We start from the raw sequence: 16,960 nt of genomic DNA, 5'->3' as shown, positions 1-16,960 counted from the left end.
AAGGTTGCGGAGTCAGTAGTGGTAGCGGGCTTGGGCGATGAGAATGTTGTTCCCGGCGACGGCATAGACCAGGCGGTGCTCGTCGTTGATCCGGCGCGACCAATAACCGGACTTGTCGCCCTTCAAGGGCTCGGGTTTACCCAGTCCCGAGAACGGGTCCCGCTCGATGTCGTTGATGAGGCGCATGATTCGAAGCGCCATTTTGCGATCGGTGGAGATCCGGTGAGCGAGGTCCTCGAAGCCGACCTTCGCGAAGGTGACCTTCACCCGAGCTCTTCCGCGAGCCGCTCCATATCCACCTCGACCACCTCGCCGGCTTCCAGCTGAGCGATGCCCTGAGCGAGGCGGGCAGCGTTGGCGGGGGAGCGCATCAGGTAGAGGGTTTCGCGCAGGGAGTTGTACTCGTCTTCGGAGATCAGTACCGCATTGCCTTTTCGGCTGGTGATGTGGATAGCCACGGCATCGTCGTTGACCTGCTCGATGAGCGGGTACAAACTGGCGCGCGCCTCACTGGCGGACATGCTGGTCATCGGCTTGTTCCTTCCTGTGTCCCCAATAATCGTACCGGATTCCGGTACGAGTTTCCGGGGGTTACTGGATGTAGTGATCCAGTGGTGCGCGTCAGCGGCCGATCTGTTATGGTCAATACGACCATAACTAAGGAGAAGGCGATGGCGGACATCAGTAGCTACCCCGGACTGCGGCATCTGAGGGGAGCACCGACCGTGCATGTCAGACATGTCCGCAGGGGCAAGGTCCTGCACGACGGCACCGGACTGAGCTTCTGGTTCCGGCCGGGTACCGCGGTTCTCAGCGAGGTTCCGGTCGACGATCGCGAGCTTCCGATGCTCTTCCACGCCCGTACCCGCGACTACCAGGACGTCACCGTCCAGCTCACGGTCACCTACCGCTGCACCGATCCCGAGACCGCGACGAGCAGGATCGACTTCTCGATCGACCCCGACACCGGAACCTGGCGGCAGGACCCGCTGAGCCAGATCGCGAACACCCTCACCGAGAACACGCAGCAACACGCCCTCGAGGTGCTGGCCACGCTCGATCTCGAAACCGCCCTGCGCACCGGCGTCGACAAGGTCAAGGAAGCCGCCACGCGCAAGCTGACCGCCGACCACATCGGGCTGGCGATCATCGACATCCGTGTCGTCGCGATCCGGCCCGACGCGGAGATGGAGAAGGCGCTGCAGACCACGATCCGCGAGAAGGTGCAGCAGGAGGCGGACAGGGCGACCTTCGAGCGGCGCGCGCTCGCCGTCGAACGCGAGCGCGCGATCAGCGAGAACGAACTGCAGAACCAGATCGAGCTGGCGAAGCGCGAGGAACTGCTGGTCGTCCAGCGTGGCGCGAACACGCTCAGGAAGGCCGAGGACCAGGCCAGGGCGAGCAGGATCGCCGACGACGCCAAAGCCGACAGCATCCGCAAGCTCGCCGAGGCCGAAGCCGCCGGGGAGAAGGCGCACCTGGACGCGTACCGCGAGATTCCCCAGGAGACGCTCTACGCGTTGGCCGCCAAGGAACTCGCAGGCAACCTGCCGGAGATCGGCAGCATCACCTTGACGCCGGACATGATCGCGCCGATCCTGCAACGGCTCGCCCGATGAGCCTGGCTCCGCGCGTCGTGCTGGTGCATCGGCGCACCGAGCTGTCCGAACTGCTGGCACGGCACGGAACGCGCGGGCAGGTCGAATTCTTCCTGCGCTCGCGCGACCGATCGCTGGACGAGGTGGTGGAGCGTGACCGGCGGATCAACGCGGCGTTGACCGAGGTCAGCGCCGCGATTCCGCTGGGCTGGCGCCGCGGCGTGGTCGAGCGGGAGGACCTGTCGCGGTTCCTGTTCGCGCCCGAGGACATCGTGGTGATCGTCGGGCAGGACGGGCTGATCGCCAACGTGGCCAAGTATCTCGACGGCCAGGTCGTCATCGGCATCAGCCCGGAACCGGGGGTCCTCGCGAAGCACACCCCCGCCGACGCGGCGGAACTCCTGCACCACATCGGCGACACCGACGAACTCACCATGGTCGAGGCCAGAACCGACGACGGCCGGAAACTGCACGCGCTCAACGAGATCTACCTCGGCCACCCGAGCCACCAGACCAGTCGCTACCGCATCCGCGACGAACGTCAGGCATCCTCCGGCCTCCTCGTCGGCAGCGGCACCGGCGCCACCGGCTGGTGCTCGTCGGCCCACCGCGAACGGAACAGTCCACTGACGCTCCCCGAACCCACCGAGCGCAGACTCGTCTGGTTCGTCCGCGAGGCCTGGCCTTCCCCGACCACCGGAATCACCCACACCGAAGGCGAGATCACCGGCAAAAGCCTGCACATCGACATCGAGTCCGACGGCCTGGTCGCCTTCGGCGACGGCATCGAACACGACGCCCTACGCCTGTCCTGGGGTCAGCGCCTGACCATCGGTCTGTCTCCCACCCACCTGCGCCTCGTCCGCTGAGGCACGGTCAGGGAATATCCACGGGACTACCGTCGGACGAACGTGATGGGACGTCTGATGTCGGTCGTTCAGTGGATGTCGTGGCCGGGGTGTTGGGTGTCGTAGGCCAGGCGGGATTCGGCGATGGTTTCGCGGTGGGTGAGGGACCAGGTGGCGAGGGCTTCGACGAGGTGGGTGAGGGTGGCGCCGGTGGGGGTGAGGCGGTAGTCGACCTGGGCGGGGACGGTGGGGTAGACGGTGCGGGTGAGCAGGCCGTCGCGTTCGAGGCGGCGCAGGGTGAGGGTGAGCATGCGCTGGGAGATGCCGTGGATGCCGCGCTGGAGTTCGCGGAAGCGGCGGGGGCCGCGGGCCAGTTCGACGATGACCAGGACCGACCACTTGTCACCGACGCGGTCGAGGACGTCGCGGATGCCGCAATCGGGGTGTTCGGGCAGGCCGCACGGGTCCAGGTCGGCGGGCACGGTTACTTCGGTGTGCGTGGGTGACATGAGAGTGCCTTCTTGTGGGTTCAGCGGTGGCGGACGACTATTTCACTGTAGTTACCGAAGAGAACCACACGGGGAGAAGACAATTCGATGATCATGGTCACCGGCGCGCACGGTCAGCTCGGTTCGGGCATTCTGGCTCGGCTGCTTGCGGGCGGCGTCCCCGCGGTGGGTGGGAGCCGCACGGCCGCAACGGATATCCGGCCGCTGGATTTCGACGCGCCGGAAACCCTCGACCTGACGGGCATTTCGACGCTCGTGCTGGTTTCGGCGGGGTACGCGGAGGACGATCGCGTGATCGCGCGCCATCGAGCGGTGATCGACGCGGCGGTGCGCGACGGGGTCGGGCACGTCATCTACACCAGCCTGGCCGGGGCGGGTGACCACCTCGCCTTCGCCCTGGCCCACCGCGCCACCGAACGCCTGCTCGCGCAGAGCGGCCTGCTCTGGACTGTCCTGCGCAACGGCCTCTACGCGGAGTTGTTCGGTTCGTCGTTGCAGTGGGCCGACGCCGAAACCGTCGAATCGGCGTTCGGGACAGGCGCGCTCGCGGCGGTGGCCCGGGCGGACCTCGCCGAGGCGGCCGCCGTCGTCGCCGCCGCACCCGTCGCCCACGCGGGCCGGACCTACGAGCTCGTCGGCACGCCGATCACGGCCGACGCCGTGGCCGGGAGGCTGGGCGTCCGGCACCGCGACCTCGACCTGGCCACCCTCCGCGCCCGGGCGCTCACCACCGATGGCCTGCTGCCGTTCCAGCCGCCGATGATCGCGTCCATCGCCACGGCCGTCCGCCACGGATTCCTCGCCACACCGGGCCATGATCTGGAAGCCCTGCTCGGCCGCCCGATCACCGACCCGCTGACCGTCGCCGCCGAGACGGCCGCGCTGTTGCGTCCGGTGCCCGCCGTGCCGTGACCCGCCTCGGCCCGTCCTCGCCCACACGCCCCCGGCATCGGCGATACTCGAGCGACCCGGGCAGCGATGCCCACCGAACGAGAGGCGTGCGATGACGGTCGTGGCGTTGATCTTCCTCGGCATCGCCGTGCTGCTGCACGGCTACATCTTCGTCATGGAGTCCCTGCAATGGACCAGCCCGCGCACCAGGGCGACCTTCGGCATCACCGCCGAACAGGCCGAAGCCACCCGGGAAATGGCCTTCAACCAGGGCTTCTACAACCTGTTCCTGGCCGTGGTCGCCGCTGTCGGCATGGCGTTCACGGTCTTCGGCGACACCGGCATCGGCCTGGCCCTGGTGCTGGCGGGGGCGGGCTCGATGGTGGCGGCGGGGGTGGTGCTGCTGGTCTCCTCGCCGGACAAGGCCCGCGCCGCCCTGATCCAGCTGGTCCCGCCGCTGCTCGGCTGCCTCGCCCTGCTGATCGCGCACTGACCCGCTGTTAGGATCCGGCAGTCAGATTCCGACGAGCAGCGAAGCGAGACAGTGGGCGCCGAGGACGCAGGGGACGGGCAGGTGGGACGGCCCGCGCCGAAGAGCTCGCGGGGGCTGCGGACCAGGGCCGCACTGGTCGCCGCGGCGCGCGAGGTCTTCGAGCGCGACGGTTTCCTCGATGCCAGGACCAGCGATATCGCCAAGGCCGCCGGGGTCGCCTCGGGCTCGTTCTACACCTATTTCGACGGCAAGGACGAGATCTTCGCCGAGGTGGTGCGGCAGCTCCGCGAGGAGATGCTGCACCCGCACGTGCGCGAGCGCACCGGCGTGGACGACCCGCGTGAGCTGATCGCCGCGGCCAATGCCGAGTACCTGCGTTCCTATCGTCGCCATGCGCGGCTGATGGCCGTGCTCGAGCAGGTCTCGCAGGTGGACGAGTCCTTCCGCGCGCTGCGCTACGAGCGCGGGTCGGCGCTGATCGAGCGCAATGCGGCGATGATCGCGGAGCTGCAGCGGCTCGGCCGCGCCGATGCCGCGCTCGATGCGCGGGCGACGGCGCTGTCACTGTCGGCGATGGTCAGCCGGACCGCGTATCTGGTGTTCGTCGGCGGCGAGCCGGTCCCGTTCGACACGCTGGTGGAGACGGTGAACCGGTTGTGGTTCAACGCCCTTCGCCTGTCCTGACTCAGTCGAAGGCGAACAGCGGCGGGATGGCGCAGACGACCGCGGCCGCCCAGATCCCGTAGACCGGAAGGTAATCGGTCTGCCAGCGTTCGAGATCGGCGAAACCGCGCCGCCCACGGACGAATCCGATACCCAGGCGCACCGACCACACCAGATTCACCAGCAGCACCACATTCATGCCGAGTGCCACCACTTTGTTGGGGGTGGAACCGAATTCGGCGATCCGGGTGAGCATGGCCGCCAGCATCACCACGTCCACGGCCAGCGCGCTGATCACCAGCACCAGCTGGACCCGATCGAACAGGCCGGGCGGGGCGAGCGGGTCGCGGGCCGAGATCGAGTAGAGCAGCAGGCCCAGGACCAGCACCAGGATGAGATCCATCAGGATCAGCAGGTTGCGGTCGACGTCGATCACGCTGCGGGTGGTCGCGAAGGCCACCAGCAGGGCCAGCAGCATCAGGATGGTCAGCGGGGTGAACACCCTGGTCAGCACTGGTGCGATGTTCTCCACCACGCTCTGCTTGGCCTCGACCAGCCAGGCCGCCACGACCATGGCACCCGCCACGCCGAACGGCAGCACCCAGTTCTCGAAGATCGGCTCCACGTCGATGTCGAGGGTGCTGAAAGCGCCCGCGGTCAGCCCCATCAGGACGCCGCCGCCGAGCGCGAGCAGGCTCAGATAGACCACCCACTCGCCGGTGAACCGGATGAAGTCCATCCGGCGGCGTTCACAGCGCCAGTCACCGCCGGCATAGGCGAGGCCGACGGCGAACCACAGGGCGACGGGGGCGTGGATGGCGGCGATGATCTCGGTCGCGCCGCCGTCCTCGAACGGGTACAGGTTCAGCACGAGGGCCGCGAGCACGAACGGAACCACCAGCAGCGCGGCGACTCTCGCGCGCACCTGCCGCTTCCAGGCGAAATAGGCCGCGAGGAATGGCAGGACGAGCAAGCTGACATTCAGTCCGAGATAGGGGTCGTCGAGGAAGGTGACACCCGCCTTCAGCGCCAGCGCGGCACCGACGGCGAGCCCGAGGACGACGGTCAGTTCCCGATTGCTCTGGCGCTCATCGTCTTCGGTCTCGGCGGGGAGCAGAACGAGCTGCTTCCACAGTCTTTCGGAGTGTTCGCGGGCGAACTCGCGCGAGATGGCGTCGACGGCACCCATCCGCTTCACCGCGACCAGGAAGGCCTCGTCGTCGGCGAGCCCGGCATCGCGCAGGGTCGAGATGCGTTCGCGCAGATGGTCTTCCATCTCGTCGACATCGGCGACCGAGATCGCGCGGTGGCGCTGGACATAGCCGCGCCACTGGTCGATGTGGGCCTGCAGCTGTGCGTCGGTGCTCATCACGCCCATCCCTTCGCGATCGTCGGCGGGCGGGTCGCGTCGCGCCAGACCTGTTCGAGAGCCTCGGCGACGACCTGCCACTGCGCCTGCCGTTCGGCGAGGGCGGCGCGGCCCGCCTCGGTGATCAGATAGTGCTTGCGGCGGCGGCCGCTCTCGGCGGTGCGCCAGGCCGAGGACACGTAGCCGAGCCGTTCCAGGCGGTGCAGCAGGGGGTAGAGCATGCCGTCGGTCCACTGCATCCGGCCCCGCGAGAGGGTCGTGACCTGCTCGAGGATGGCGTAGCCGTAGGACTCGCCCTCGGCCAGGATGCCCAGCACGAGGGGCGTGGCCGAGGCCGCCACCAGGTCTTTGTCTATGCGCATCGGGCTCCTATACCTAGAAGTGCTAGGTCATAACCTAGCAGATCTAGGTATGGTTCGGAGGGGTGTGGATTTCGCACCCTAGGGTGATAATCCGGCCGGATCGCCTAACGGGTCCTCGGAGGGTCCCGATGTTGCCTTCGTACGCGTGATCGCGCGCTGGGGACTCGGAATCGAGGGAACATGAACAAGGCAGTTCGGATGAGTGCGCTGGTCGCCATCGCGGCGGGACTGGTCGCAGGCTGCACCGACAGCGACGGTGTGGTGACAGTGCCGACGACGTCCCGTGCGACGACCCCCGGCAGTACGGCTCCGACCACCGCGCCCGGCGGTGCGCCCGCGGTGACCCCCGCGCCCGGCGGCGGCGCACCGGCCGTGACGCCCGCACCCGGCTCGCCCGCCCCGGGTGGTGGCTCGCCCGCGCCGGGTGAGACCGAGGCACCCGTGGTGACTCCGGCGCCCGCCGACGACATCAGCGGTCCCGGCCGCTGCATCGACCCGTCCTCGACCGGCGTGCAGAACGCGATCGCCGGACTGGGCGGCGGATGGGTCGCGACGCAGGCCTCGACCGACCAGCCGGGCGACTGCGGCCAGCTGCTGTGGGTGCGCGCGGTCGGCGGGAACTCGGCGGGTGCGCCGATCCACGTGCTGTTCTTCCACGACGGAACCTATTTGGGCACAGGCACTTCCGAGCCCTACGCGTTCACCTCGGTCAGCGGATCGAACGGCAACTCGGTGAGCGTCGACTACAAGTGGCTGGTGGCCGACGAGCCGTTCGCGGCGCCACAGGGCGGCCCGGTCACCATCACCTACACCTGGACCGGGTCCGGGGTGGCGATGAGCGATCCGCTGCCGCCGGAGGTCACCCAGCCGCACCGCTGAGTGTCAGGCCCGCTCCGGGTGCAGCACCAGGACGGTGATCTCGCTGGGCGCGAACACCCGCAGCTGCGGGCCCCAGAAACCGGTGCCGCGGCTGGTGTAGAGCTGAGTGTTGTTCGCGTGCCTGCTCAGCCCGGCCACCACCGGCTGATCGAGGCGGACCAGGTAGTGGAACGGCCAGATCTGCCCGCCGTGGGTGTGTCCGGAGATCTGCAGGGCCACGCCCGCCGCGGCGCTGTCGGCGATCTGTTTGGGCTGATGGGCCAGCAGCACGACGGGCAGGTCCGGGTCGGCACCGGCCAGCGCGGCGGGCAGGTCGGGGCCGTGGCCGGGCAGGCCGACACCGGTCGGATCGTCGATCCCGGCGATCACCAGGCGCGCGCCGTCGTGGGCGAGGGTGCGGTGCTCGTTGTGCAGGGGCTGCCAGCCGAGCCCGGCCATGTGGTCGATCCAGCCCTGGGCGTCACCGAAGTACTCGTGGTTGCCGGTGATGTAGAAGCGGCCGAGCGGGGCGTCGACTTTGGCCAACGGGTCGACCTGGGCGCGACGCTTGGCGACCGAGCCGTCGGCCAGGTCACCGGCGTGGCAGGCGATGTCCGGGCGTTGCGCGTTGACGACCTCGACCACCCGCTCCGACCAGCGGCGCCGGTCCAGCGCGGCGAAATGGGTGTCGGTGACGACCACGACGCGCAGGCCGTCGAGCTGCTCGGCCAGGCCGCGGATCGCCACGTCGACGGTGCGCACCCGCGGCACCCGCCGCGCCTCGTACACACCCCACCCGATCAGCACCGCCGAGACGGCCAGCACCCCGCCCGCCACGATCCGCGCGGCGAGCTCGCCGTCGACCCCGGCGACCGCCAGCGCCCCGCGCGCGAGCAGGCCCAGGACCGACCACGAGAACACCACCCACAGCACGCCGAGCAGGGTGTCGCCCACGATCACCGCCGGATCGGACTGGGCCGGGCCGTGGCCGAGGAACATCCCGGCGGGCAGCGCGAGGAACCCGAGCACACCCACCGCGGTGCCCGCCCAGAACAGCGGCCCGGTGCCGCCGGTGGGCGCGGCGACCAGCGTCCACCACGGCAGTGCGAACAGCACCGCCGGGACCAGCAGGAACATCAACAGGCGTACGGCGAGCTTCACGGAGGTCCGTCCTTGGCAGGGCCGCCGGGTGTCGCGGCCACGATCGACCATCCAGCCTAGCGTCCGCCGCGCCGGTGCCGAGCGGCGAGAACCCGCAGGCAGTGGCCGTGACGCGAAGCGGATTGCCCCGCATCGCAATTCGATGTGCCCCCGGCTTCGGGGGCGCGCTATGCTGCCCGGCAGGATCCGTCCGCAGGTCGTGCGCGTACGGCGGGTCGCGTGGGGAAGCGGCGAGGCCGCGTGAACGAAAGGTCTGATCAGCATCATGCGTGGCGTAATTCGGGGAGGCGCGCAGGAGCGCCGGCACAGATCGGGCCTGGTCCGGCGGACGATGGTCGGTGCGACGGTGGCCGCGCTGCTGCCGTGGGGCCTGGTGGCCGCACCCGCCTCGGCCGATGCCGACCCCTCGGCGATCGACTTCCCGGTGGACTCGTCGATGGGCACCATCAACACCCGCATCATCCGCGCGGCCGACGGCAACACCGACCGGGTGGTCTACCTGCTCGACGGCGAACGCGCCGAGAACGACCTCAACGGCTGGGAGAAGCACACCTCCATCCCGGCGCAGATGGCCAAATTCAATATCAATGTGGTGATGCCGGTCGGTGGCCAGTCCAGCTTCTACGCCGACTGGGACCAGCCGAGCAGCTTCAACGGCGTCAACCCCGACGGGTCCATGCTGCCCAGCGCCGACTCCGGTTCGGCCATCGGCGGCTGGGAGGACACCCAGGGCAAGACCAACACCTATCGGTGGGAAACCTTCATCACCGAGACCCTGCCGGACGCGCTGAAGTCGCGCCTGGGCTTCAGCGACAGCCGCAACGGCGTGGTCGGGCTGTCCAGCGGTGGCAGCGCGGCGCTGCTGATGGCGGCCTACCACCCCGAGCAGTTCACCTACGCAGGCTCGCTGTCGGGCTACCTGCACATGTCGATGCCGGGCATGCGTGAGGCGCTGGCCGGGGCGATGATCGCCAGCGGCGGCTACAACATCGAGTCGATGGCGCCCGCGGGCAGCGAGAAGTGGAAGCGGATGGACCCGTACGGGTTCGCCGAGAAACTGATCGCCAACAACACCCGCCTCTACATCTCGGCCGGTAGCGCCAAGCCCGCCGACCAGGACCTGTCCTCGATCGACGCGATCACCCAGGGCATGCCGCTCGAGGCCATCGCCCTGGCCAACACCCGCTCGTTCGAAAAGCGTCTCACCGCACTGGAATACACCAACGTCAGCTACGACTTCCCCGACATCGGCATCCACAACTGGGGCACCTGGGAGCAGGTCGCGATCCGCTTGATGCCGGACATGGCCCGCAATATCGGCAAGCCACTGCCCGCCGGTGCCCCGCCCGCAGGCGGACAGCCGCCTGCCGGTGCTCCGCCCGGCGGACCCGAGGGCGCCCAGCCGCCCGCCGGTGAACCGCCGAAGTAAGCTCTCACCAACGAAAACCGCCGCTTCCTTTCGGGAGCGGCGGTTTTCGCGTTGTGGGGTCACGCAGAGCCTGGCCGCGGGCTTCACGTCGCCGAGCGCTATGGCCTGGCACCGGCAGGAATGGCACCCGGGTTCGGCACTGGCTCTGGTAGCGAATCGGCTGGCAGTCCGGGAGGACGGATGACGCTGATCGGCAGCTTTTCCTTCGTCGTAGACCATCATTGCGAGTATGAACTTCGTGCTGGATGGGTTCGGTGGATTCGTGCCCTTCTCGGAACTGCCCGCAGCGAACGTGCCGGTCGGCCCTGGGGTGTACGTGGTGATCCGGCTGACGGAGACCGCGCCGCTCTTCCTGCCGGCGAGCCCTGCAGGATGGTTCAAGGGTAAGGACCCCACATTGCCGGTGGCCGAACTCCAGGCCGCGTGGGTACCGGGTGAGCCAGTGCTCTACATCGGCAAGGCTGCGGCCGGAAAATCAGGAAAACGTGGGCTGCGCAAACGGCTCGACGAATACCGCCGCCATGGTGCGGGTCGGCCGGTGGGCCATTGGGGCGGGCGGATGATCTGGCAGCTGGCCGACAGCGCCGAGCTTTTGGTCGGCTGGCGGACCACCGTCGATGCGCGTGCTACCGAGAAGGCCATGATCGCCGCCTTCGTCGAGATGTACGGGAGGCGTCCTTTCGCTAATCGCACTGGATAGTGCGAAGAAACGAGGTGCTCACTGATGCATTCTCGGCAGAGGTGGCCCCGGCTGAACGTTCGTGTCGTCAACGCTCGCTGGCTGGGACCGCATCCGCTGTCGCCCCTCGTAGGTCAACATCGGTTCGGCGCAGTGGTTTTCGCTGGATTGGTGGAGGCGAGCCGGCCCGCGGTGTGGCGGACCAGCTCGCTGTTCTGGTCAGCTGGTTCTGATCGGGCCGGGAGTTGTCCAGCCCCAGCGGGGTTCGGTGTGGATGGTGATGTCGGCGGGTGGGGCGGCGACGTAGCGGGTGAGGCGTTGGAGTTCGCCCCAGTCTCTAGTCCAGTCGTCGGCGAGGTAGGTGGGGATGGGGGTGGATTGCATGAGGGTGGTGGTCCAGCCGAGGGGGCCGCCGCCGGTTTCGCCCTGCCAGGTTTCGGAGACCTGGGCGTTGAGTTTGTCGGGGAGGATGCGCCAGATCGGTAGTTCGGCTACGCCGTCGCGGTGGTCGAAGGGGTGCTGGCAGGGGAAGGCCAGGCCCACATGCCAATCCATGAGGATCGGGTCGGTGTTGCCGACCAGGGTGTTCAGGGTCGCGAGTTTGGGGAGGCGGGGTGGGGTGAGGGCCAGCCAGCGCATCGGGTCGGGTTCGCCTGATTCGGTCACCAGGCGGACGGCTGTGGTGCCCTGGGGGATGCGGTCCAGGTCGATCGGCAGGTTCCGCCAGCCCGGTGCGCCGCCGACCGACGGCGGGGTGAGATCGCCCAGCGCGGTGACGGTTCCGTCCTCGGCGCGGTTCGCGAACTCGACACGGAGCTTCTGGCCCGGCATCGGTGAGCCGTCCGGGCCGGTGCCTTCGATTCGTCCCGCTACCGTGAGGATCAGTACGCGGTAGGCGGGATTCTGCTGTGCGGCAGCGAGATCGAGGCGGTACCACTCGGTGGTGAGCTGGGTGCGCTGTGGTGCCCCGGTCGAGTAGCTGCCGAGGACCGGCGTGCGTTCCGGGGCGAGGCCGAAGGGGAGTGCGACGGTGCTGCCGTTGACGCCGGTGACCGCTGGGCCTACCGTGCCTGGAGTTCCGCCCGGTGCGGTCGGAGCGCCTGCCCCGGGTCCGTTTGCCGCTCCTCCGGGAGGAGTGCCGCCGGGTCCGCTGGGCGTGCTGCCGCCGGGTCCGCCGGGCGTGCTGCCGCTGGGTCCGCCGGGTGCGGTGCCGCCGGGGGCTGGGCCGGAGCCGGAGGGGGGTGCGCTGGACTGGCCGGGGCCGGGGTCGGGCATGAGGCTGCCGACGCCGTTGGGGGTGAAGCCGGTGTTCTCGGCGGTGAGGCCGTCGGCGACGGTGCCGGTGTAGGGGGTGAGGAGGGAGTCGGCGGTGTTGGTTTCGACCAGGACGTCGTCGGCCATGGCGCAGCGGTCGCCGGTGAGGGTGCGCAGGTTGGCGAGGCCGACCGAGTGGGCCGGGTATTGCGAGATCATCGCGGTGGTGAGGGATCCCACTTCGAACAGGAGCATCGCGGCGGTGGCGAGGGTGAGGGCGGCGATCGCCGGTGGGCGCGAAGTGATTGCGCGGGCGCGGGTTTCGCTCCGGTCGTCCGTGTCCTCCGGGCTGCCGGGAGACGGATCGGGTGGGGAGGTGTGGTCGGGGGCGCGGTAGTACTGCCAGAGGGCGATGGCGGCGGTGGCGCCCGCGGCTGTGAGGAACAGGGAGGAGACCGCGATGCCTGCGAGGGTGGGGGCGCGGTCGGGCCAGGGGACACCGTAGCCGGAGACGTACCACCAGCCGTTGGAGCCGGTGAAGGTCACAGCGAGTAGGAAGAAGACGCCCGCGGTGAAGAGGGTGCGCAGGTGGGTGGCGTGGATGATCTTGCGGCTCAACGCGACAGTGGTGACCGCCGCGAGGGCGCCCGCGAGGCCGGCGTAGACGCCGAAGTGGTGTGTCCACTTGGTGGGGGTGAACATCATCAGCAGCAGGGCCAGCGCGATGACCGCGAGCAGTCGGCCGACGGGGCCGCGTGCGGTGGTGGGGATGCGTCCGCCGCGTCGGACGGCGACGAGCACGCTGACCACGAGGCAGCCGAGCATGGCGAGGATGCCGAAGCGGCGGGCCAGTGAACCGTCGGGGTTGACCGACAGCAGCGAATCCCAGCGGGTCCGCTCCTCGAACCATGCCATATCGGGACCGACGAGTTGCCGCACCCGCGTGGCCTCCATGACCGTCGCCAGGGTCTGATCCGCGAAGACCACCACCAGCACCAGGGTCCCGGCCGCGAGGATCGGCGCGGCCAGTGCCGCGTAGCGGAGAAGCGTTGCTGCCCAACCATTGCCGACACGTAGCTTGGCATCGGAGCCGGAGCCGGAGCCGGAGCCGGAGCCGGAGCCGGAGCCGGAGCCGGAGCCGGAGCCGGAGCCGGAGCCGGAGCCGGAGCCGGAGCCGGAGCCCGAGCCCGAGCCCGAGCCCGAGCCGGACCCGGAGGAATCGGAATAGGAGACCGACGTGGAGTTCGGCCCGGCCTCAATGGGTTCCGGAGCGAAGTGGGCTCGGGCGCGGGCGGTGATCGTGCGCAGGACCGGGCGTGCACCGGCCAGGAGTGCGCCCACACAGATGAGTCCGGTGGGGCCGGCGGCGAGGGAGAACGCGGCGACGAGGACGGCGATCGCGGCGGGGAGCAGGCGGCGGGTGGCGATGGCGCGTTCCATCGAGCACCAGGTGAGCAGGGCGCCGACGGCGATGAGCGGTTCGGGGCGGAGGCCGTTGTTGTAGGGCAGCCAGATCGCCAGGAAGATCAGCGCGGCGGTCCAGCGGGCGGTGCGGCGCGCGGAGACGCCGGAACCCAAGCGTGGCAGCACTTCCCGGCTGAGCAGCAGCCAGCAGACCAGTCCGGCCAGCAGGGCGGGCAGGCGCATCCACAGGCCCGCGTCGCTGATCCGGGTCATCCAGGCCAGGACTTCGTACGGCCAGCCGAAGGGGGCCTCGGCGACCTGGAACCAGCGGTAGTAGTTGGCGGTGTAGCCGGCTTCGCGGGCGGCGCGGGCCATGGTGAGGATGTAGCCGTCGTCGGAACTGTTGGCGCCGATGACATGCCAGACCACCAGCGTGCCCGCGACCACCGCGTCGAGCCCGGTGAACCGCCACCACCGCGCGGGCAGGACGCGCCGTGAGCGCCGACCGTCCCGGAGATCGCCGCGATGCAGGCAGAACAGCGCGAGGAGAGTGCACAGCAGGGCCCCGACGATCGCCGCGATCTTCCAACCGCTCGGGCTCGACGAGAATCGCGCGTCGATCTCGGCGTGCAAACGGGCATCGCCCATCCGCCCCCGATCCAATTCGGTATAGACACCGACGATCTGCGGACGCACATCCCCGTCGACGACAGTCCGCATCGGCGACCCATCGCTCTTGGTCATCCCGCCGATCTCGGCGGTCGTCCGCGTGGCCGTGGAAGTCACGGTGAACGCAGTGCACCCCGCGGCCTGAGCGGCACCATCGCCGGGAGCGCGGTCACCAGCGGGCGGCACGCTGGACGGCGCACCAGCCCCAGGAGCTGCCGAGGACTGCCCCGGCAGTGGAGTCGCGCCGGGGCCGGTCGCGCCAGGTGCGCCTGTCGGCGGGACGGACTGTCCCGGGGCAGGGCCGCCCGGCGGAATCCCCGGGCCCGCACCAGGGTCCGTCGGTGGGTTCGTGGGTGCCCCGGACGCACCCGGCGGGCGACTGGCCGAAGGCGATCCGGCCGGCCCGCCGGGTGGAGCAGAACCCGCCGGAAGGGAGTTGGGTGCGGCCGAGCCGGGCGGCCCACCTGCCGCACCGGGCGGTGGAGTCGCGGCACCCGGTCGGCCGGAGTCGGAACCACCTGTCGCGCTGCTGATTTCTGCCATCGGCACGCTCAGCAGCAGCCGATCACGCAGCACCACGGCCAGGGTGCGGCCGGTGTCGGGGCGGTCTTCGATCCGGGCGACCAGGCCCTTCGATCCGGCGCGGGGCGCTTGGGGTGGGACGGTGGCGAGGACGGTTCCGCCGGTGAGGTCGCGCAGGGCGGTACAGGGGATGCTCACATCCAGGGACAGGGGGACGTAGTCCACCAGCGGGGCGCTGAGTTGCAGCGACTGTGGCTGGGGCCAATCCAGGCTCGCGCGGTGTTGCTGGACCGGAAGCAGCGGGACGAGAACCGCCAGCAACACTCCGAGCACCCCCGCTGCGATGCCGATCACTTTCACACGGCCGGAGCCGGAAGAATCTGCATGCACGGAAGACGATGCTAGCGAGGGCGTCTGGTCAGCGGGGACGGCGTAGCTCGGTGACCGCGATCCGGGCCACCTCACCGATGGCGGCGTCGACCACCGGCAGCATCGGATCGGCGCGGGCCGCGCGCGTGAACACCGCGACGGCGACCGGGATCTCGCCGGGGAACTCGACCACCGCCACCTCGTTGCGGATCACCCCGATGGTGCCGGTCTTGCCCGCCACCACGACCCCGCGATGCGGGAATCCGGCGGCGATGCGATGCGGCCAGACCTGCTTGCGCATCACCGAGAGCACGAAAGCGGTGCCCTCCGTGGACAACACGCGGCCCGACCACAGGGCGTCGAGCAGCGTCGTCATCTCCGCGGGGGTGGTGGCGCTGGTGTAGGCGGGGTCGTAGGCCGAGACGGTCCAGGCCTCGTCGCTGTCGGCCAGTGCGGCGAAAGCGGCTGCGGTGCTGGGGGTATCGGTGTCGCGGACCAGGCTGCGGTGCAGGTCGGCGGTGCCGCCGACGACGCGGGTACCGATGAGACCGAGCTCGGCGGTCAGTTCGCCGATCGCGGCAGGCCCGACCTCGTCGAGCAGGACATCGGCCGCGGCATTGTCGGACACCGTCATCATCGAGGTGGCCAGATCGCGGCGGCTCAGGGTGACCGGGTCGTGCAGGGCCGCCAGGCCGGTGGGGCCTGGCGTGCAGTCGGCGGGATCGATGGTGAGCCGGGCGGTGGGATCGAGGAGGCCGTTGTCGACCTGACGGCAGAACGCCACCAGCAGCAGCAATTTGTAGACCGAGGCGGTGACCACGCGGTCTCGTCCGCCGACGCAGACTTCGGCGGGGGAGTCGTCGCAGCGCCGGGCGTGCAGCCAGCCACTGCATCCGGCATCGGCGAAGACGGCGCGAATCCGCTGGACGACAGTGGAATCCGTGGCCGGAGTCACCGGAGCCGCTCCCGGTGGAGGGCCCGGTCCACAGCCTCGGCGTGCGCACCGGCGTCGGCCCGTCGGATCACCCGGACCCGCAGCGCCACCGACTGGGCCGCCAGCGTGAGCCAGGCCACGCCCGGCGTCGGGGTGGGCGGCGTGGCGATCACGCCGAAACTCGTGCCCGCGGCCACGGCCGCCAGCACCGCGCGATCGTCCGGCGCGGTGAGTACCGGCGTGTCCAGTCCGCGTTCGCGCAGCAGATCCACGACGGCGTCGAAGGCCGGGGGATTGGCCGACCGGGGAGGGTGCGCGAAGTGCAGGCCGGTGAGCATGGGGAAGACCGGTCGTTCGGCGGTGGTGCTGCGATGGTCGGCGGGCACCACCAGCCAGCGCGGCAGCTTGACGACCGGTCCCGCCTCGACCCCGTCGACCAGCGCGGGATGCTCGACCACCGCCACATCGCACACCCCGGCCCGCACCTCGGCGATCAGGTCGACCGTCGAGCCCAGCGTCGTGGACACATTCGCCTCGGCGCCGCGCAGCGCCGTGACACAGGCGGTGACGAGCCGGGCGGGCAGCGCCGTGGTGGACGCGAAGCGCACGGTGCCGCTGCGCCGGGCGATGCGCTCGGATTCGGCGAGCAGGCGATCGGCGTCGTCGACGAGCAGCCGGGCGCGCGGCAGCAACTGCCTGCCGGCCGGGGTGAGCCGCGCGCCCCTGCTGGTGCGGTGGATGAGTTCTACCTCGAGATGCTGTTCCAGCCTGCGCAGGCCCTGGGACAGGGGCGGCTGGGTCATGTCCAGGGCCGCGGCCGCCCGCCCGAAGTGGCCTTCGTCGGCGACCGCGACGAAGAACCGGAGATGGCGGAGCAGATCCATGACGGCCATTGAACCAGCGTCGCGACACCGGAATCGGCCGATCGGCGGGCACAGAGCCTCTCGG

17 protein-coding genes and 1 pseudogene are annotated in these 16,960 nt (G+C 69.9%); 8 read left to right on the top strand and 10 right to left on the bottom strand.

Annotated features, from left to right (window positions below; all coding sequences use genetic code 11):
- Positions 1 to 12 precede the first annotated feature (12 nt).
- Both ACFC06_RS10550 and ACFC06_RS10545 read right to left on the bottom strand, forming a co-directional pair.
- Positions 13 to 267 (bottom strand): Txe/YoeB family addiction module toxin, encoded by a 255-nt coding sequence (locus ACFC06_RS10550; protein WP_375929507.1) that lies wholly within the window; start codon positions 265 to 267, stop codon positions 13 to 15.
- The gene (locus ACFC06_RS10545; protein ID WP_375929506.1) at positions 264 to 530 is read right to left on the bottom strand and encodes a type II toxin-antitoxin system Phd/YefM family antitoxin; all 267 of its coding nucleotides are present in this window, start codon (positions 528 to 530) and stop codon (positions 264 to 266) included. The genes ACFC06_RS10550 and ACFC06_RS10545 overlap by 4 nt, the downstream gene beginning before the upstream one ends.
- Before the next feature lie 195 nt (positions 531 to 725).
- Here ACFC06_RS10545 and ACFC06_RS10540 point away from each other — a divergent pair, with 195 nt between their 5' ends.
- Both ACFC06_RS10540 and ACFC06_RS10535 read left to right on the top strand, forming a co-directional pair.
- Complete coding sequence (locus tag ACFC06_RS10540) at positions 726 to 1,619, top strand: SPFH domain-containing protein (protein ID WP_375929505.1); 894 nt, start codon at positions 726 to 728, stop codon at positions 1,617 to 1,619.
- Positions 1,616 to 2,467, top strand: coding sequence for a hypothetical protein (locus tag ACFC06_RS10535; protein ID WP_375929504.1), 852 nt, complete (start codon positions 1,616 to 1,618; stop codon positions 2,465 to 2,467). Before ACFC06_RS10540 ends, ACFC06_RS10535 begins: the two co-directional genes overlap by 4 nt.
- 68 nt (positions 2,468 to 2,535) lie before the next feature.
- On the opposite strand, the gene ACFC06_RS10530 is transcribed toward ACFC06_RS10535, so the two are convergent.
- Positions 2,536 to 2,955 (bottom strand): winged helix-turn-helix transcriptional regulator, encoded by a 420-nt coding sequence (locus tag ACFC06_RS10530; RefSeq protein WP_375929503.1) that lies wholly within the window; start codon positions 2,953 to 2,955, stop codon positions 2,536 to 2,538.
- Positions 2,956 to 3,042: 87 nt separating this feature from the next.
- Between ACFC06_RS10530 and ACFC06_RS10525 the strand changes: the two genes are divergently transcribed.
- The 3 genes from ACFC06_RS10525 (at position 3,043) to ACFC06_RS10515 (ending at position 5,023) form a co-directional block, all read left to right on the top strand.
- Positions 3,043 to 3,867, top strand: coding sequence for an NAD(P)H-binding protein (locus tag ACFC06_RS10525; RefSeq protein ID WP_375929502.1), 825 nt, complete (start codon positions 3,043 to 3,045; stop codon positions 3,865 to 3,867).
- A gap of 91 nt (positions 3,868 to 3,958) precedes the next feature.
- A complete protein-coding gene (locus ACFC06_RS10520; protein WP_375929501.1) occupies positions 3,959 to 4,339 on the top strand; it encodes a DUF1304 domain-containing protein in 381 nt (126 codons plus the stop codon).
- Positions 4,340 to 4,420: 81 nt separating this feature from the next.
- Positions 4,421 to 5,023 (top strand): TetR/AcrR family transcriptional regulator, encoded by a 603-nt coding sequence (locus tag ACFC06_RS10515; protein WP_375929500.1) that lies wholly within the window; start codon positions 4,421 to 4,423, stop codon positions 5,021 to 5,023.
- A gap of 1 nt (position 5,024) precedes the next feature.
- Here the strand turns inward: ACFC06_RS10515 and ACFC06_RS10510 are convergent, their stop codons facing one another.
- Both ACFC06_RS10510 and ACFC06_RS10505 read right to left on the bottom strand, forming a co-directional pair.
- Positions 5,025 to 6,371, bottom strand: coding sequence for a permease prefix domain 1-containing protein (locus ACFC06_RS10510; RefSeq protein WP_375929499.1), 1,347 nt, complete (start codon positions 6,369 to 6,371; stop codon positions 5,025 to 5,027).
- Positions 6,371 to 6,733 carry a PadR family transcriptional regulator gene (locus ACFC06_RS10505; RefSeq protein WP_375929498.1) on the bottom strand — a complete coding sequence of 121 codons (363 nt, stop codon included), beginning with the start codon at positions 6,731 to 6,733 and terminating at the stop codon, positions 6,371 to 6,373. The genes ACFC06_RS10510 and ACFC06_RS10505 overlap by 1 nt, the downstream gene beginning before the upstream one ends.
- A 180-nt stretch (positions 6,734 to 6,913) precedes the next feature.
- Between ACFC06_RS10505 and ACFC06_RS10500 the strand changes: the two genes are divergently transcribed.
- Positions 6,914 to 7,612: an LppP/LprE family lipoprotein gene (locus tag ACFC06_RS10500; protein WP_375929497.1), complete on the top strand. Its 699-nt coding sequence runs from the start codon at positions 6,914 to 6,916 to the stop codon at positions 7,610 to 7,612.
- 3 nt (positions 7,613 to 7,615) lie between these two features.
- Here ACFC06_RS10500 and ACFC06_RS10495 read toward each other — a convergent pair whose 3' ends face one another.
- Complete coding sequence (locus ACFC06_RS10495; RefSeq protein ID WP_375929496.1) at positions 7,616 to 8,752, bottom strand: metallophosphoesterase; 1,137 nt, start codon at positions 8,750 to 8,752, stop codon at positions 7,616 to 7,618.
- A gap of 331 nt (positions 8,753 to 9,083) precedes the next feature.
- Between ACFC06_RS10495 and ACFC06_RS10490 the strand changes: the two genes are divergently transcribed.
- Together ACFC06_RS10490 and ACFC06_RS10485 are read left to right on the top strand one after the other, a co-directional pair.
- A complete protein-coding gene (locus tag ACFC06_RS10490) occupies positions 9,084 to 10,181 on the top strand; it encodes an alpha/beta hydrolase (protein WP_375929495.1) in 1,098 nt (365 codons plus the stop codon).
- 229 nt (positions 10,182 to 10,410) lie between these two features.
- Positions 10,411 to 10,881: a hypothetical protein gene (locus ACFC06_RS10485; protein ID WP_375929494.1), complete on the top strand. Its 471-nt coding sequence runs from the start codon at positions 10,411 to 10,413 to the stop codon at positions 10,879 to 10,881.
- 198 nt (positions 10,882 to 11,079) lie between these two features.
- Here the strand turns inward: ACFC06_RS10485 and ACFC06_RS10480 are convergent, their stop codons facing one another.
- The 4 genes and pseudogenes from ACFC06_RS10480 to ACFC06_RS10465 all read right to left on the bottom strand — a co-directional run bounded on the left by ACFC06_RS10480 (position 11,080) and on the right by ACFC06_RS10465 (position 16,905).
- Entirely contained in the window at positions 11,080 to 14,373 is a 3,294-nt protein-coding gene (locus ACFC06_RS10480) for an arabinosyltransferase domain-containing protein (protein ID WP_375935371.1), read from the bottom strand.
- Positions 14,374 to 14,724: 351 nt separating this feature from the next.
- A pseudogene (locus ACFC06_RS10475) lies at positions 14,725 to 15,033 on the bottom strand (hypothetical protein); the annotation flags it as partial.
- Positions 15,034 to 15,127: 94 nt separating this feature from the next.
- Positions 15,128 to 16,033, bottom strand: coding sequence for a serine hydrolase (locus ACFC06_RS10470; protein WP_375929493.1), 906 nt, complete (start codon positions 16,031 to 16,033; stop codon positions 15,128 to 15,130).
- Positions 16,030 to 16,905 (bottom strand): LysR family transcriptional regulator, encoded by an 876-nt coding sequence (locus ACFC06_RS10465; RefSeq protein ID WP_375929492.1) that lies wholly within the window; start codon positions 16,903 to 16,905, stop codon positions 16,030 to 16,032. Before ACFC06_RS10465 ends, ACFC06_RS10470 begins: the two co-directional genes overlap by 4 nt.
- Between the last annotated feature and the right edge of the window lie 55 nt (positions 16,906 to 16,960).

This window comes from Nocardia sp. NPDC056064, assembly GCF_042266925.1.
Lineage (GTDB): Bacteria > Actinomycetota > Actinomycetes > Mycobacteriales > Mycobacteriaceae > Nocardia.
The sequence above is the reverse complement of the archived record's forward strand: the minus strand, read 5'-3'. Positions and strand labels throughout refer to the sequence as shown.

Excerpts from the sequence above, each read along its gene's own strand:
- ACFC06_RS10520 (WP_375929501.1), top strand. The coding sequence starts at position 3,959 with ATGACGGTCGTGGCGTTGATCTTCCTCGGCATCGCCGTGCTGCTGCAC.
- ACFC06_RS10505 (WP_375929498.1), bottom strand. The coding sequence starts at position 6,733 with ATGCGCATAGACAAAGACCTGGTGGCGGCCTCGGCCACGCCCCTCGTG.
- ACFC06_RS10510 (WP_375929499.1), bottom strand. The coding sequence starts at position 6,371 with ATGAGCACCGACGCACAGCTGCAGGCCCACATCGACCAGTGGCGCGGC.
- ACFC06_RS10525 (WP_375929502.1), top strand. The coding sequence starts at position 3,043 with ATGATCATGGTCACCGGCGCGCACGGTCAGCTCGGTTCGGGCATTCTG.
- ACFC06_RS10500 (WP_375929497.1), top strand. The coding sequence starts at position 6,914 with ATGAACAAGGCAGTTCGGATGAGTGCGCTGGTCGCCATCGCGGCGGGA.
- ACFC06_RS10465 (WP_375929492.1), bottom strand. The coding sequence starts at position 16,905 with ATGGCCGTCATGGATCTGCTCCGCCATCTCCGGTTCTTCGTCGCGGTC.
- ACFC06_RS10535 (WP_375929504.1), top strand. The coding sequence starts at position 1,616 with ATGAGCCTGGCTCCGCGCGTCGTGCTGGTGCATCGGCGCACCGAGCTG.
- ACFC06_RS10545 (WP_375929506.1), bottom strand. The coding sequence starts at position 530 with ATGACCAGCATGTCCGCCAGTGAGGCGCGCGCCAGTTTGTACCCGCTC.
- ACFC06_RS10485 (WP_375929494.1), top strand. The coding sequence starts at position 10,411 with ATGAACTTCGTGCTGGATGGGTTCGGTGGATTCGTGCCCTTCTCGGAA.
- ACFC06_RS10530 (WP_375929503.1), bottom strand. The coding sequence starts at position 2,955 with ATGTCACCCACGCACACCGAAGTAACCGTGCCCGCCGACCTGGACCCG.
- ACFC06_RS10490 (WP_375929495.1), top strand. The coding sequence starts at position 9,084 with ATGGTCGGTGCGACGGTGGCCGCGCTGCTGCCGTGGGGCCTGGTGGCC.